Annotated in this window: 15 protein-coding genes and 1 tRNA gene; 11 read left to right on the forward strand and 5 right to left on the reverse strand. The window is 55.3% G+C overall.

All coding sequences use genetic code 11. The features are described from left to right. Positions 1-26 precede the first annotated feature (26 nt). The 5 genes from glf to G556_RS0106660 all read left to right on the forward strand — a co-directional run bounded on the left by glf (position 27) and on the right by G556_RS0106660 (position 5,236). On the forward strand, positions 27-1,190 hold the full coding sequence (gene glf, locus G556_RS0106640) for a UDP-galactopyranose mutase (RefSeq protein WP_028822206.1): 1,164 nt from the start codon (positions 27-29) through the stop codon (positions 1,188-1,190). A 15-nt stretch (positions 1,191-1,205) separates the two neighbouring features. Then, a complete protein-coding gene (locus tag G556_RS0106645) occupies positions 1,206-2,075 on the forward strand; it encodes an ABC transporter permease (protein WP_028822207.1) in 870 nt (289 codons plus the stop codon). After that, the gene (locus G556_RS0106650; protein ID WP_051176750.1) at positions 2,075-2,827 is read left to right on the forward strand and encodes an ABC transporter ATP-binding protein; all 753 of its coding nucleotides are present in this window, start codon (positions 2,075-2,077) and stop codon (positions 2,825-2,827) included. Before G556_RS0106645 ends, G556_RS0106650 begins: the two co-directional genes overlap by 1 nt. A gap of 121 nt (positions 2,828-2,948) precedes the next feature. After that, on the forward strand, positions 2,949-4,040 hold the full coding sequence (locus G556_RS11090) for a glycosyltransferase family 2 protein (protein WP_081675539.1): 1,092 nt from the start codon (positions 2,949-2,951) through the stop codon (positions 4,038-4,040). After that, positions 4,031-5,236, forward strand: a complete 1,206-nt coding sequence (locus tag G556_RS0106660; RefSeq protein ID WP_028822209.1) for a glycosyltransferase family 2 protein — start codon at positions 4,031-4,033, stop codon at positions 5,234-5,236. Before G556_RS11090 ends, G556_RS0106660 begins: the two co-directional genes overlap by 10 nt. Positions 5,237-5,305: 69 nt before the next feature. Here G556_RS0106660 and G556_RS11770 read toward each other — a convergent pair whose 3' ends face one another. After that, entirely contained in the window at positions 5,306-5,440 is a 135-nt protein-coding gene (locus G556_RS11770) for a hypothetical protein (RefSeq protein ID WP_267878596.1), read from the reverse strand. Positions 5,441-5,532: 92 nt separating this feature from the next. Between G556_RS11770 and G556_RS0106670 the strand changes: the two genes are divergently transcribed. The 5 genes from G556_RS0106670 (at position 5,533) to G556_RS0106690 (ending at position 9,809) form a co-directional block, all read left to right on the forward strand. Next, positions 5,533-6,576 carry an acyltransferase gene (locus tag G556_RS0106670; protein WP_155941775.1) on the forward strand — a complete coding sequence of 348 codons (1,044 nt, stop codon included), beginning with the start codon at positions 5,533-5,535 and terminating at the stop codon, positions 6,574-6,576. Positions 6,577-6,620: 44 nt separating this feature from the next. Beyond that, positions 6,621-6,950 (forward strand): YqfO family protein, encoded by a 330-nt coding sequence (locus tag G556_RS0106675; protein WP_028822211.1) that lies wholly within the window; start codon positions 6,621-6,623, stop codon positions 6,948-6,950. A gap of 159 nt (positions 6,951-7,109) precedes the next feature. Further along, positions 7,110-8,660, forward strand: a complete 1,551-nt coding sequence (locus tag G556_RS0106680) for an RNA-binding domain-containing protein (RefSeq protein ID WP_028822212.1) — start codon at positions 7,110-7,112, stop codon at positions 8,658-8,660. 31 nt (positions 8,661-8,691) lie between these two features. Next, complete coding sequence (locus tag G556_RS0106685; RefSeq protein WP_028822213.1) at positions 8,692-8,958, forward strand: GNAT family N-acetyltransferase; 267 nt, start codon at positions 8,692-8,694, stop codon at positions 8,956-8,958. Then, on the forward strand, positions 8,955-9,809 hold the full coding sequence (locus G556_RS0106690) for a PfkB family carbohydrate kinase (protein ID WP_028822214.1): 855 nt from the start codon (positions 8,955-8,957) through the stop codon (positions 9,807-9,809). The genes G556_RS0106685 and G556_RS0106690 overlap by 4 nt, the downstream gene beginning before the upstream one ends. A 40-nt stretch (positions 9,810-9,849) precedes the next feature. Here the strand turns inward: G556_RS0106690 and G556_RS10505 are convergent, their stop codons facing one another. The 4 genes from G556_RS10505 to G556_RS0106710 are packed head-to-tail and all read right to left on the reverse strand — an operon-like array spanning position 9,850 to position 14,842. Continuing rightward, entirely contained in the window at positions 9,850-10,920 is a 1,071-nt protein-coding gene (locus G556_RS10505; protein ID WP_051176753.1) for a mannosyltransferase family protein, read from the reverse strand. Then, complete coding sequence (locus G556_RS0106700) at positions 10,910-12,259, reverse strand: glycosyltransferase family 87 protein (RefSeq protein WP_028822215.1); 1,350 nt, start codon at positions 12,257-12,259, stop codon at positions 10,910-10,912. Before G556_RS0106700 ends, G556_RS10505 begins: the two co-directional genes overlap by 11 nt. Then, entirely contained in the window at positions 12,256-14,433 is a 2,178-nt protein-coding gene (locus G556_RS10510; protein WP_051176755.1) for a transglycosylase domain-containing protein, read from the reverse strand. Before G556_RS10510 ends, G556_RS0106700 begins: the two co-directional genes overlap by 4 nt. Further along, positions 14,426-14,842, reverse strand: coding sequence for a DUF5318 family protein (locus G556_RS0106710; protein ID WP_028822216.1), 417 nt, complete (start codon positions 14,840-14,842; stop codon positions 14,426-14,428). The genes G556_RS10510 and G556_RS0106710 overlap by 8 nt, the downstream gene beginning before the upstream one ends. A 117-nt stretch (positions 14,843-14,959) precedes the next feature. Here G556_RS0106710 and G556_RS0106715 point away from each other — a divergent pair. Beyond that, positions 14,960-15,032 (forward strand) — tRNA-Ala (locus G556_RS0106715). The last annotated feature ends 37 nt before the right edge of the window (positions 15,033-15,069 follow it).

Genomic DNA, 15,069 nt, shown 5'->3' on the forward strand with positions numbered 1-15,069 from the left:
TAAAACCGACCCCTTAGGAGATGCCAGTGAACGCGGATCTAGTAGTTGTAGGCTCTGGTCTTTTCGGCCTGACGATGGCTGAACGGGCAGCCATCGAACTGGGCTTGAAAGTCGTCATCGTCGAGCGCAGGCCACACATCGGCGGCAACGCGTACTCCGAGGCCGAAGAAGAGACCGGCATCGAGGTACACAAGTACGGAGCTCACCTGTTCCACACCTCCAACGAGCGGGTCTGGGAATACTGCAACCGGTTCACCACCTTCACGGACTACCGTCACCACGTCTACACCACCCACAACGGCGTCGTTTACCCGATGCCCGTCAACCTGGGCACCATCAATCAGTTCTTCAACGCGGCATACCGCCCCGACGAGGCAAAGGCGCTGATCAAGGAGCAGTCGCAGGAGCTGGGTGATAAGGAGCCGGAGAACTTCGTCGAGAAGGGCATCTCTTTGGTTGGCCGCCCGCTGTATGAAGCGTTCTTCATGAACTACACAGCCAAGCAGTGGCAGACCAAGCCGGAAGATCTGCCGGCGTCGATCGTCAGCCGCCTGCCGGTTCGCTACACCTACGACAATCGCTACTTCTCCGATAAGTACGAGGGCCTACCCACCGACGGTTATGGCGCCTGGCTCGAGCGCATGGTGGACAACCCGAACATCACCGTTCTTTTGAACACGGACTTCTTCGATTCCAGCCAGGAATTCAGCAAGGACAACGTCGTCGGCAAGATTCCCGTCGTCTACACCGGCCCAATCGACCGCTACTTCGACTACTCAGAGGGCGACCTGACCTGGCGCACCATCGATCTGGAGAAGGAAGTTCTGGAAATGGAAGACTTCCAGGGCTGCCCGGTCATGAACTACGCCGACCTCGACGTGCCGTTCACACGAATACACGAGTTCCGCCACTTCCACCCCGAGCGCGATTACACCAAGGAAAAGACAGTTATTTACCGCGAGTACAGCCGGTTCGCCAACCACGACGACGAGCCGTACTACCCCATCAACACCGCGGAAGACCGCGAGCACCTAACCAAGTACCGCGAGCTGGCAAAGGACGAGCCGAACGTCTGGTTCGGTGGGCGTCTTGGCACCTACAAATACCTAGACATGCACATGGCAATCGCGTCGGCGCTTTCACTTTTCGATAATCACGTTGCCGAGTATTTTCGTAGTCTGACCAAGTAGTGAGGACTTTAAGATTTGACGGCTACAACTCTTTCCCAGGAAGGCTTCAGCCGCCCTGGCTCTGGCGGGGGCCTGATCAACGCGCTCAAGAACCCCTTTCTGCTTAAATTGCTGGTCCGCAAGGAGCTACGCGTTCGCTACCGTGGCTCGGTGCTGGGCATGCTTTGGTCTTACGTCAAACCCGGCGTGCAGTTCCTGGTGTTCTACTTCGCGGTCGGCGTCTTCATGAGAATGAACCAGGCTGTCGAAAACTTCGCGGTTTACCTGTTCTCGGGAATCGTGGTAGTCAACTTCTTCAGCGAGGCGTTCAGGAACGCCACGAAGGCGATCGTCGACAACTCTCCGCTGGTGAAGAAGATCTATCTGCCAAGAGAGCTGTTCTGCATTTCTTCGTTGTGGGTGGCCGCCATTCACTTCTTCCCGCAGGTCGTCGTCTTGATGCTGGGCGCACTGATTATGGGCTGGCGTCCGGGACCTCTAAATATTCTCGCTGGGCTGGCGGGTTTCGTCATCATCGCGGTGTTCGTCCTCGGGCTCGGTCTGCTATTTGGTGCCGTCAACGTGATTCTTCGTGACGCGGAGAACCTGGTCGACCTGATCAACATGGTTATCAGCTGGACTTCCCCGATTCTTTACCACTGGGATTTCGTGGTGCGGGCAATTGGTTCGGGCACGATGTGGGTCGTCTACCAGCTAAACCCGATCACGCCCGTCGTGGAGCTCTTCCACTACTGCTTCTGGGCTCCAACGTCCGGCGTGACGTATGCGATGCCGCCGGGAATGATTAAGTTCTCCCTCATCGCAGCGGGCATTTCCGCATTTACCTTGTTAATTGGCGAGCTCGTGTTCCAGAAGCTCGACGGGCGATTCGCGCAGGAGCTGTGATGAGCGAGAGCACATTGGCTAAGTCATACGAATGCGTGCGCATCGAGAATCTAACTAAGACTTTCAACATTCGTCACACGCACTCGCTAAAAGAGTTCGTGGTTGCGAAGTTCAAACACAAGCCAGACGCCGAAGTCAACCGTTTCAAAGCGCTAAACAACATCAATCTTTCGTTCAATCAGGGCGAAACCACAGCGCTCCTAGGGCTTAATGGGTCGGGCAAATCCACCCTATTGAAGCTGATTTCCGGTGTTATGCGCCCTGACGAGGGGCAAATCGGCGTTCGTGGAAGACTGGCCGGATTAATCGAGGTCGGCGCTGGTTTCCACCCCGACCTAACTGGACGCGAAAACGTCTTCCTTAACGGCGCTATCTTGGGCATGACCGAGAAGCAGATCAAAGAGAAATTCGAAGAGATCGTCGCATTCAGCGAGATCGAACAGTTCATTGACACCGAAGTTAAATTCTATTCCTCCGGCATGTTCCTGCGTCTTGCATTCTCCGTCGCCGTGCACACCGACCCGGACGTTTTCCTGGTGGACGAGATTCTTGCCGTCGGCGACGAGCCGTTCCAACGCAAATGCTTGAACCGCATCCGCGAGCTCCAGAGCAGCGGAAAAGCCCTGGTTATTGTTAGCCACGACCTAAACATGGTGGCGGATCTGTGTGATCGGGGCGTCGTCCTTGAGCACGGAAACGTAGTGTTCGACGGTGATATTCACAAGGCCGTCGGCAGGATCAGGGGCGATTGAGTCCGCGTTCTTAGAGACTTCTTTACAGACGGATTTAGTATGCTGGTTAGATACCGATCGAAATAGCATTGCTCGTTTTGTTCCAAGACGACAACCGTCGTCACACGAAGGAAGATTGCTGATGAATCCCGCTATATCCGTTTTGGTTCCTATCTATAACGTGCAGGACTATCTGCACGAATGCCTGGGCTCGCTTGCTGCGCAGGACATGTCGGACGTCGAATTCATCTGCATCAACGATGGCTCTACGGACGGCTCCCGAGACATCATCCAGGAGTTTTTGGATAAGGACTCCCGCTTCACCGTCATCGACAAAGAAAACTCAGGCTACGGCGCCTCGATGAATAGGGGGTTGGAGAAGGCAAAGGGCGAGTTCATCGCGATCCTAGAATCCGACGATTTCACGGAACCGTACGCCCTCAGCACGCTGCACAAGGCGATCACGGAGTCCGGTGCCGATGTTGTTAAGGCAAACTTTTGGATGTATTGGTCGACGCCGACTGAGCGCAACGAGTTTTTCGAGGCCATCCCCGCCAATAAGGCGGGCAGGTTGATCGACACTAGCGTCGATCACGGAATTTTCCACGCAAAGCCGTCCATTTGGTCGGCGATGTATCGCAAATCTTTCTTGGATAAAAACCAGATTCGTTTCCTCGAGACCCCCGGCGCCTCTTTCCAGGACACCAGCTTCACCTTCAAAGTTTGGGCGTCGGCAGACAAGGTGTATTTCGTCCACAAGCCGCTTGTGCACTACAGGCAGGATAACGAGAATTCGTCGGTGAATTCTCCTGCCAAGGTGGACGCCCTGTTCAACGAGTACTCCGAGATCACCCGCTGGCTTTCCGAGAACAAGAAGAAGAGTGAGATTTTCTCCCCCGTCAAGGTCAAGATGCTTTATGACGCGCTGATCTGGAACTACGAGCGGGTGGCCGAGGAAAACAAGGTGCTGGTGCTCGAAAAGGGCAGGGACATGTTCCTCGACGAGTTCAAAGCTGGGCACGTCGACATCAGGCTGTTCGAGCCGTGGAAGCTGCAGGATCTGAGGACGATCCTGCTTAATCCGCGGGACTACCACGACTGGCGCGTTAAGCCAGAGGCGCTCAGCCACAAGGTTGGCAGGCTGATTCAGGACCGCGGTTTCGTCGGCCTGGCAAAAACGGCAGCCAATAAGGCATACAAGAAGGCGAAAGGACTGGCTAAATCGTGGCGCTGATCTCGATTATTGTCCCGGTTTATAACGTTGAGAAGTATTTACCTCGGTGCCTGGATTCGCTCAGGAGCCAGGTATTCAAGGACATCGAAATCATCTGCGTCGAAGATGGTTCGACGGATAGCTCTCCGCAGTTGCTGAAAATTGCGGCTGATCTGGATCCACGAATCGTCGTCGCTGAGCAGAAAAACCAGGGCGTGTCTGCAGCACGGAACCATGGCCTGGAGCTGGCGTCGGGCAAGATCGTTATGTTCGTCGATAGTGACGATTTCCTCAAGCCGGGCGCCTGCGCAACTGTTGCGAGGGAATTCGGTGAGAAACAGCCGGATATTTTGACGTTCGGTGGAGAGGCGATTTCGTTCGAGCAGCCCCACCAGTGGCTGGCGAATGCGCTGAAGCCGAAAGATGCCGTCGTCGAGGGTTTCGATGAGAAGCTCTTCAAAAAGTGTCTGGCTCGTCCTTACATCTGGCTTTCCGCGTTCTCTCGAGATTTCATCGAACGCAGTTCTTTGCGTTTCGATGAGGAGTTAGCCATCGGCGAGGACCAGCTCTTCTATCTCGATGCATACCCCAAATCGCAGCGAACCGTAAGCATCAAGGATGATCTCTATAGCTACAGATACAGCAGGCCCGGTTCGGCGATGCACATTCAGATGCAGAAGCGGGCTAACGTCGTCAAAAATCACCTAGCCATGGCTGACAAGGTTTTCACACACTGGCATGAGAGCGGGATTTTCGAGGACCACAAGGCTAGCTTGCTGAAGTGGTTCTTGCAACTGATCACCTATGATGCATTCCACGCGAAAGACTCGGCTAAGGCCATCGCGGACATGCAAGACCTGATCGAGAGGCACTTCGGACCGATCGATGATTTAGAGGTGGACGCCGAGACTCGGCTAATTCTGCAGAGCCTTGAGCAACCCAAGAATCCGCTGAACAAGGTTCGCAGCTTGGCTGTCTTGGGGCTGCGTGGCATGGAGGATCCGGTTAACAACGTCAAGGCCGCGCTGGAAAAGTTCTCCAAGCTGTTCCCGGTTAAGGCTGCCAGGGCGGTGGCCAAGCGCGTTCTGCCGGCTACTAGCCTGACGCAGTACAAGAGGATCAACCGGGCCTACAGCGTCACCACAAACATGATCGACGAAGCCCAGGCGTACAACCGCTTGATTTCCGAGTGGGAGATCAAGCAAAGCGAAAAATAATCGTAAATAATCGTTAAACAAGAATGACCGGCTGCCCGAGTATGGACGGCCGGTCATTCTTTATCGCTTTTATTCGCCGATGACGATGCGCGGCGCGCCCTTCCACAGCGCCGGATCGGTGACGAGATGGCCGTCGAACAGCACCTTTAGACAGGCAGGATTACCGCTTTTTGTTTTTGCATTGGCACTAAGGCAGTTTTGCACTCATTGTCTCGACGAAAAGATACGCATACAAAACGACCAGTAAACTGCATTGTGGTGCAAACAAGCATTGCGCACCAGATAAGATCTATGCCGTGATAAAAAATACACACAGACGAGCCTGGATGGATGTATTAAATGTTGTCGGCATTTTTCTCGTCGTGTTTCTACATTCCAGAACAGTATATTTCAGCAACCAGCCAGTAAACGGCTACTGGATCGAATACCTGATCAGCGGAATCGGAGTTGCGGCAGTCCCCCTATTCTTTGCTATAAGTGGCGCAAATCTAATTGGCTTCACAAGAAAAATGAGCATCAGAGATTTCTTCAAAAAGAGATTCTCTAAGATAATCATCCCTTATTTCATCTGGGGGATAGCGGGAGCCTTATACCAATTCTTTTGTCTCGATAATAAAAAGATCTTTGAAAACCCAATATCCCTTCTTTGCAATCTACAACAAGCAAATGCCCCCCTATGGTTCCTAATGGTTTTGGCTGGCATTTACGTACTTATGCCACTTTTTTCTGCAGCAGTAACGGCAATCGAAAATCGACCCGAAGACCCAACTAAGTTCTACTATTACCTAATTGCGATCTGCTTCATTGGCGGCGTAATCATGCCTTTAGTCAGATCATTCATTCCAGATTTTTTGCCTCAGGTAGACATAGTTCCGGGTAGCGAATACGTGCTCTTCCCAATTATGGGATACGTACTTTTGAAGATCGATCTGAAAAAGTGGCAAAGAACAGCCATTTACTCACTTGGATTTATAGGGTTTTTATCTTTTAGCGTGCTAGGAGCATTCACATCATTGAAAGGGTGGGGTCATCAAGAACTACTAACCAGCTACTTTGGCGTCGGGGTTCCTTTTATTACAGCAGCCTTTTTTGTATTAGCCAAACAGATTAATTTTCAGCGCTTTGATACGAGACTACATACCGCCCTGGCAAATTTGTCAAAGCTCACCTTTGGCATATACCTAATACACATCATTCCTTCCGATGCTTTTCGTCGCATTGTTGGCTACAACGGTTTTCGTTCAGATTTGCTTGTTTGCCTCATCACATGGGCTTTCTGCGTTGCGACTGTTTGGGTACTAAGAAAAATACCTGTCGTCAGGAGATGGGCTCTCCCCTGACCTATCGGAGAACTTTTTTACCTCAGCTGTGATAGGCAGTAACTGTGAGCGATTTAGTGGTCATCGTGGTTTTCTCGCCCGCCGAGGCCGCCCCGAAAATTCGCAAGGCACTCGCAAACGCAGGAGCCGGACAGTTAGGCGAATATCGGGCGTGCACATTCAGCGCGTCAGGCACCGGACGCTTCGAGCCGTCGCTGAACGCTAACCCGACCATCGGCACCCCAGGCGAGCCCGAAGAAGTTGCCGAGCAACGCATCGAATGCGTCTGCAAACGCTCCAAAGCACGGGCAGCTTTGGAGGCAATGCTGGCAGCCCACCCTTACGAAGAACCCGCCTACCACGTCTACCCGATAATGACACTCGAGGACTTTTAAGAGCCAAACAACACTCACCAAGCTAAACAACAATAATTATTGTTGTTTTACGCATATTTTTTTCTTCAAGCTCCGCCACAGACTCATCTCGACCGCGAAAAACAATAAACCCAATAGATTAAACAATAATTATTGTTGTTCCACTGTTATTGTTGTTCTATGGTTCTAACCGCCGAAGACATCAACCATGAGCTGCAGCTACTGCGCCAAAATCAATCTGACACGGCGTCGTTCGAAGTAAAACGGGCTGCCAAAGGGATACCTAACGAAAAAAATATCTGCACCACTCTTTGCGCCTTCGCGAATATGCCAGCTGGCGGAGTTTTAGTGCTGGGCATCGGTGACGAAACCACAAACTTCGAAATCTATGGTGTTCCAGATCCGGGGAAAACCGGAAGACAAATAACAGACATGGCTCGATCCGCTGTAGTCCCACCGCCGGTTATCGAAACGTACAATCTGCAAATCGAAGGAAAAACAATTGTTGTTGTGGAAGTCCCCGGATTGCCGCTTGCGTTAAGGCCAGCAAGATTTCGAGGAATCCCGTACTTGCGTCAAGCAGATGGCGACTACAAGATGAGCGACACAGACGTTCATATGGTCGAAGTCGCAAAACTAAATTCAGACGAACGGGTTCCCTACGACGAAATAGCAGTTCCGAATACATCCATAGCGGACTTGGATGAAGAATTAGTCAAAAACTATCTCGCAGAATGCCGACGAACTCGTAAACGCCTCACGACAATTAAAAATGATCAGGACCTACTGAGACTAACCCGAGTGATTAATTCATCAGGCGAGCTAACCGTTGCAGGTCTCTACGCCATGGGTATTTACCCCCAAGGGCCTTTCCCCGCTCTAGCTATTACCGCAGCAGTTAGAACAAAGGATGGTTCTGGAAAGCGTGCGATACGAAACCTGGAAAGATTCGAAGGCCCCGTCCCAATCTTGCTTGAGGAGCTTATGGAATGGGTCCGAAACAATATTTCGTACACCCGGGCATACGACGAAAACGGCAATATGGCCGACCGTCCAGAGTTTGCCTTAAATGCAGCCAGAGAACTAATTGCCAATGCGATTGTCCACAGAGACTTAGGGCCAGACACTTTAGGCGTGGGCAAAAGTATCGATATTCGGCTAGACCAGAATAAATTAATCGTTTCTAGCCCAGGAGGGCTAAGAGGTATCGACGTAAGTCAACTAACGAGTAGAACACTTAGCAGAGCTGCTGTAAATCAGCGCCTATATTCCATCTCACAATCTCTTTACACAAGTGACGGGTCGGCAATCATCGAAGGCGAGGGCGGTGGAATAAGAGAGGTCCTTGAGACCGCAAAACGTCTTGGTTCTATACCGCCGATATTCCGAGACACAGGAGTTAGTTTCACGGCGATCATTTGGCCGACCCCCGCTGCGCTACGTTCCAGCAACGTAGCAGCCACGAATTCACGAACAAACGACGCCCCACAACCTGAACAACCAGATTCCACATCAGAAAATAAATCTTCCGAAACCCAAACAAAAAACGGGCGTCTCATTCTTTCTTTGCTTGAAGAAGGAAAAACACAGGTTGCAGAGATCTCTGAGTGGACTCAGTTACCCAAGTATTCTGTCCGCTACGCATTGAACCAATTAATAGGTGAAGGACTGGTTTATCGCGAAGGCGGCCGCGGAAAACCGAATACTAGTTACCACTTAACAAATGTTTAATAGGTACCGGCCTTTCGACACTCGAGGACTTATGAACTTCACACGCAAGGACAACTCATTCCTGGCACTCGACGGCGAAACCGTCGCCGCCAGGATCGACTTCGCCCGCTCAGGGGACGTCGTCACCATTAACCACACCGGAACCGAATCCGAGTACCGGGGCCAGGGCCTAGCCGGACGACTGACCGAATACGCACTCGACGAAATCGCGGCAGCTGGTCTGAAGGTGAAAGCTGTCTGCCCATACACCGTCAAATATTTTGCTGAGCACCCCGAACGCGAAGGTTTGCTTGCATGATCGTCTGCGTCGGGCTCACCACAATCGACCACACCCAGCGAATCGACGCGTTCCCTGAGCCGAACAAAAAGATCGTCGCCAAAGGTTCCACTATCGACGTGGGAGGCCCAGCCGCCAACGCCGCACGCACCGCCCGCGAGCTCGGTTCGCAGGTTGTGCTCGTCACGGCCCTGGGTAAAAGCGCGCTATCGAAACTGGTTCGAGAGTTTCTGGCCGGCATCGAGATCGTCGACGTCGCCCCGGCGTCTTTCCAGCCGCCCATCTCCACGGTTATGGTTACCGACAATGGCCATCGCTGCGTTGTCTCCACCAACAACACCTCGCTGGACGATGTTAGCGTGCCGGACGCGGAGGTACTCTCCGGCGCAAACGTGGTTCTGCACGACGGGCATCTGCTGCCGGTTTCCGTGCCGCTCAGCCAAGTTCCCGAGCCTGTCCACCTGCTTGACGGCGGATCCTGGAAGCCAGGCTTAGAAAAGCTGCTCCCCCAGCTCGACGTTGCGGTGATTTCTGCGGACTTCAAGACGCCAGGTTCGACTCCGAAGAACGCGTTGGACGAGCTGAGCGAATACAAGATTCACTCCCTAGCCAGGAGCGACGGCCCAGGAAAGGTGGAGATCCGCGAGCTCAGCTGGGACGAGGAATTGACGCCAAGCTACGAGACCAACTGGCTGCCGGTTGAGCAAGTGCGGGCAGTTGACACCAATGGCGCCGGGGACGTGCTGCACGGCGCCCTGGCACATTACCTGGCTGAGGGGAATAGCTTCCAATACGCGCTGAAGGCGGCTACAAAGGTGGCGACAGCCTGCGTCAAACACCACGGAGTGATGGGCTGGACAAACGGACGCTAGCAAGCCCAGGCGCCACGCTCAGCAAGCCCAGGCGCCGTGCCTAGCAAGCCCAGGCGCCGCTTGCGAAGCAGTACGTCCACCACCCCATCAGCACTAAATCGCCGATGAGGATAAGGCCAAGAACAGCCCGCACGAAAGAGCTGCTGCGTCTGCCACCAAACCCGCCTAGCCAGCCGTAGAGCGGGAACAACAGCAGAACCGCCCTGGTGACGGACATGAACCAGCCGCTGGACGATAGCGGAACGACGTTGGCCGCGACGAATGTGGCCTCTCCCCAGCGTCGACGGAACAGGCAAACGAGCAGGACGAGGTATCCGATGGCCACCGCGACGATCTCCAGGGTGAACATGACGGGCACCTCGGGGCGTCCAGGCCAGTAGCCGGCGCTGGTCATCGGGATCGTGCGTTGCAGCGCCTCCCACGGCCAGCTCAGCTCGCGATGCCAGCCGGCGTTTTGAGCGTTGTACCAGGCGCTCCACGAACCGGTCTTGGAGTGTAAGTAAGCAGCAAACCCGCCGAGGACGCCGGCACCAAGCAGCAACCAAGCAGCGTTTTTGATGCGATCTTTGAACCAGTATTCGGTTTGGGTCAGGGCCAGGATGCCAAGACCAGCGATCAGGAATAGCCCGGAGATTCGCAGGCTGCAGGCCAGCGCGACGAGGATTCCGGCCTGCGCCCAGCGCCCGGACCTGGCACGCTCCCACGACCAGAAGGCGGCGGCAACGAACGGGGCCTCGGTGTAGCCGACGATCGTGAAAACGCTCATCGGTGCCAGCAGCCACAGGCAGGCCGCGGCCGAACCGTACATGCGCTCCAGGGCGACGACGGCGAGGGCGCTGCAGACCAGCGCGAACCCAACCCCCGTCAGCCACATCGGCACGTTCACCAGCGAAAGAGCCCTCATCACGATCGGTAAGCCTGGGAAGAACGCCATATCAACGGGGTTTTCGTAGCCGGTTTTCGCGACCGTCATGAAGTGCTGGACGTCCCAGTGACTAAGCGCCTGCTCAAGGCTCAGCGAGTTACGTTGGCAGGCCAACACGACGACGCCGAACATCAGCGCCCTGGTGGACAACCATACGAAAGCGACCAGGCGCGGATTACTGCGCATTCTTGGCCCTCAGGAACAGCGAAAAATCTGGCGCATGATCCAGCACGCCACCTTGAGGATCGTCCGCATATCCAACCCGGACGGGGTCGTCCCAGGGCCGCTGCATGTCATCTACAACTCGGAGCCCGATCCACAACTGGGCGAGGATACGCACGATAATTGCCATCCAGTAAACCCACTGCGCGCTCTGCCCGACGCCGAGAATGCCCTCCAGGAAACCCCAAATCGCGAACCAGTAGACCAGCTCGGCGGCCGTCCAGACGCCGACGTCCAACAACTTAGGACGGGCCAGAACAACCAGCGGCAGCAGCCACAGCGCGTATTGCGGCGAATAGACCGTGTTGAACATGAGGAAGATCAGCGTCAGCAGTAACGTAACCTGCGCAAGGCGTGGACGCCTGGGCGCGCGCAGCGAAAGCACCACCACGCCGACGCCGAGCATGAACATGCAGCCGAAGGCCACCGTCGAAACCTTCGGGACGTCCAGGCCGATGAGCTTGAGCAGATACCAGATCGAGCCGAGGTCGGCGCCTCGGTTGGCGTTGAACGTCCAGAAATACTTCCAGCCCTCGGGGGCTGCGAGGGCGACCGGCAGATTCGCAAAAACCCAGCCGATGACGGCACCTGCGACGGCCCGAACCATCGCCCGCCACTTTTCTGCGCGCAAACACAGAATCAGGATCGCGCCGAGCAGCAGAATCGGATACAGCTTCGCCGATACTCCCAGCCCGATCAGCACGCCTGCCAGCAGCGGGCGCTTGTTGGCCCAGGCATAGATGGCGAACGCCACCAGAGCAACCACCAGGAGATCCCAGTTAATCAGGACACTCGTCATCACCAGCGGAGAAGCTGCGATGAATAGGGCATCCCAGGGACGGGCCGAGTCCAGACGCAGATGTACGAACACCAACGCGAAGAACAGCACACCCAGCAAAACGGCGTTTGCGACGAAGAAAGTCTCCGCCGACCAAACCGTGTCAGCGTGCGTTGCTGATGGGCCGACGTTGTAGAAAAGACCGGAAAACCACCTTATTGCGGCGATCATGTAGCCGATCAGCGGCGGGTATTCCAGGGCAATATCGGAGTAGATTCCGCCGCCCTTGCCCATGTCTCGGGTCAGGTAGAGCGTCGGAATGTCCGTGTAACAAAGGCGCACGAAAGCGTTCGGGAAATCTTGAGGGGTGTTTCGGCACGGAAGCTGACGCAAAATTGCCACCAGCATCGTGAAAAAGGCCGCGCCGAACGCGAACACACCCGGCGAAAACCACACCCCTCGACGACGGGCCCGCGGCCCAAGAGGGCCGCCTATGCGCTGGGTCAGGGACTCCCTTACCGTCACGGCTCTTCTGCCGGTTCAGGAACTTCCTGCACCCGGGTTTCGGTTGCCGCCGGAGCTGGCTGCAGAGTCTGAGTCTGACGCGGCTCAGGCTCTTGAGTCTCCACCGGCCGCTCGGTCTCCTCGGCTTCCTCTTCCTCCTGAGGCGCAGACGCTTCCACGCTCGGAATATAGGTTGGACCGATCGTCGGGCTGATGTTGCCCGGCGCGGGGAACGGCTCGTTCGGGCTATCGGCGATCACCCTTGTCATGTAGTTCGTCCACACGTCCATCGGGTAAGAACCGCCGTAAAAGTACATGCCAGCCGGCATGAAATCGTTCAGGTCCTGTTGGCCATCGTCGCCGGCAACCATCATGACGCCGGTTACGACGCTCGGGGTGAAGCCGACGGTCCAACCGGAACGGTTGACGGCCTTGGTGGCGCCGTCCTGGCCAGCGGTGACGCCCTCGGTGCCGGTCTTTTCCGCGATTACTTGGCCGGCAAGAGGAGCTCGCCTCATGGCTTCGATCGCGTCACGAGCGACGGGGTCCTCGATGGTTCGGGTGCCCTTCTCGTCTGCCTCGTAGAGAACGGAACCGACAGAATCTTCGACCTTCTTAACCGTGTGAGCGGGAATCCTCATGCCCTGGTTTGCGATGGTGGCGAAGCCCGCGGTGTTGTCAAACACGGACACCTCACCCATGCCCAAAACGAGACGGCCTGCCTGCTCCTTCCAGCTAGGATGTTCAGGAACGCCAGCATCGTTGGCCGCGCGAACCAGCTCGTTGTAGCCGTCAGGAATTTGCAACATCATGTCGACGAATGGCGTGTTCATCGACAGCTGCGTGGCCTTCTTCAACGTTGTAGGACCGTAGTTAATACCCTCGTTGTTGCTGACCGGAGAGTTCTCGCCTTCCGGCGTGAAGGTGTTGCCGCGAAGCACAGAGTTGAGACCGAAGCCGTTTCGCAGACCAGCGACCAAGCCATAAGCCTTGAACGTGGAAGCCGCGTAGCGCGGAGTCGTCGCCCAGTTACGGGAATTCTGGACGAAATCCTTACCGCCGTAAACCGCGATCACGCCGCCGGTCTTGACGTCAATGGACACCAAACCGGTGTGCAGATCGTCAGGGTTCGGCTTCACCTGGTTGCCGTTCTCGTCGGTGTGCGTGCGGGCACGGGCGATGACGTTCTCGACAGTGGCATCAACCGCTGCCACAGCGTCCTTCTGACGCTGTTCGTTAAAGGTGGTGGTGATCTTCAGGCCACCGCCGTTGATCTGCTCCTCGGTGAAGCCCTTAGCGCGCAGCTCCTCGGTTGCCATGTGCACCAGGAAGCCGTTGGGGCCGGAGTAGGTGTTCGGGGCGACGTAGTTCGGGATTTCCGGCAGACCAGCGCTGGCCTCGTCGTGTTCCTCCTGAGAAATCGTGCCCATCTCCAGCATGCCGTCGAGCACGTACTGGTAGCGCTCGGCCAGGTTCTGGGCCTGCACCTCGCCACGCTGCGGATCATAGTTACTTGGCGCGTTAATGACGGACGCCAACACTACGGATTGCGGAAGAGTCAGGTCTTTAGCATCAACACCGAAAAACGCTTGCGCGGCAGCCTGGACGCCGTATGCGCCACGGCCGAAGTAGATGGTGTTCAGATAACCGGCCAGCACTGTCTCCTTCGACTCGGCCTGGTTCATCTTCATTGCGAGCGCAAGTTCTTTAAGCTTGCGGCTCAGCTTCTGCTCGCTGGTTAGGTAAAGAATCTTGATGTACTGCTGAGTGATGGTGGAACCGCCACCACTGATCTCGCGGTTTCGGATAATTCCAAACGCGGCACGCGCCATGCCGACAGGGTCGATGCCTTGGTTGGACCAGAAGCTGCGGTCCTCCGCAGCCACCACGGCGTCTTTCAGGCTATCCGGCATCTGGTCGTAGGCGATCGCTTCCCTGTTTTGGATAGCCAGCCTGCCAAGCTCGGTCTTCCCGTCGTCGTAGTAGAGCGTGGTGGTCTGAGTGGTGAATTCCTCGTTCGGGTTAGGCAACTCGACGGTGGCGTAGAACAACACACCACCCAACCCAAGCAGCACCGCAAACGCAAGGATGACGACGAGAATCGTCTTGAAAACAGGGAATCTTTTTTTCTTGGCGCGCCGCGGCATTTCAGGCTTGCCGCGCTTGACTGCTTTCGGGCTATTTTTCTTAGCCATAGATATCCTCCACCGTTTGTTGGCGCCTCGGCGGCCTTCTCTTGATGCCGTCGCCTAACAAAAACGACTCGATCATGAAGTTCCATTTGCAGTCGGGGCAGACCTCGACTACGCGAACTTTGAACTCGCCGAATTGAGTTTCCATTTCCGCTAATTCTGCCAGCGATTTAATCCGACCCGAAAATTGCCCCAGCTGATCGCCGAAAACGTAACGCAAAATTAGCAGGTGATCGCTGGCGCACACGGGGCAGGGCTCTTCGGCCTCGTCGCCGTGGTTTAGGGCGGACGTCACCAGCAGTGGCTGGGCGTCGCAAGGGTCGGGAAGCATGACGGATTCGGGCCCGCGCATCGACTCCAGAGTGTTTCGTCTGGCAAGCGCGTAACTGACCCGTTCCCGCTGCGTTTTCATGTGCATAAGCCTAACGCGCGCAACGCCGGTTTCCATCTGCAGGGGAAAATACGCTATAGTTCTTAAAGTTCCGTGACGCACGGAACGAAAAAACAGCCGCTCAGGCGGTGTTCATAAGGGGCATTAACTCAGTTGGTAGAGTGCTAGCTTTGCAAGCTGGAAGTCATGGGTTCGAGTCCCATATGCTCCACAAATGTGGCTCCAAGATTTTCCTTGGAGCCACATTT

It is taken from the genome of Propionimicrobium lymphophilum DSM 4903 (genome assembly GCF_000423485.1).
Taxonomy (GTDB): domain Bacteria; phylum Actinomycetota; class Actinomycetes; order Propionibacteriales; family Propionibacteriaceae; genus Propionimicrobium; species Propionimicrobium lymphophilum.

Excerpts from the sequence above, each read along its gene's own strand:
- G556_RS0106650 (WP_051176750.1), top strand. The coding sequence starts at position 2,075 with ATGAGCGAGAGCACATTGGCTAAGTCATACGAATGCGTGCGCATCGAG.
- G556_RS11090 (WP_081675539.1), top strand. The coding sequence starts at position 2,949 with ATGAATCCCGCTATATCCGTTTTGGTTCCTATCTATAACGTGCAGGAC.
- G556_RS0106680 (WP_028822212.1), top strand. The coding sequence starts at position 7,110 with ATGGTTCTAACCGCCGAAGACATCAACCATGAGCTGCAGCTACTGCGC.
- G556_RS0106685 (WP_028822213.1), top strand. The coding sequence starts at position 8,692 with ATGAACTTCACACGCAAGGACAACTCATTCCTGGCACTCGACGGCGAA.
- G556_RS0106690 (WP_028822214.1), top strand. The coding sequence starts at position 8,955 with ATGATCGTCTGCGTCGGGCTCACCACAATCGACCACACCCAGCGAATC.
- G556_RS10505 (WP_051176753.1), bottom strand. The coding sequence starts at position 10,920 with ATGCGCAGTAATCCGCGCCTGGTCGCTTTCGTATGGTTGTCCACCAGG.
- G556_RS10510 (WP_051176755.1), bottom strand. The coding sequence starts at position 14,433 with ATGGCTAAGAAAAATAGCCCGAAAGCAGTCAAGCGCGGCAAGCCTGAA.
- G556_RS0106710 (WP_028822216.1), bottom strand. The coding sequence starts at position 14,842 with ATGAAAACGCAGCGGGAACGGGTCAGTTACGCGCTTGCCAGACGAAAC.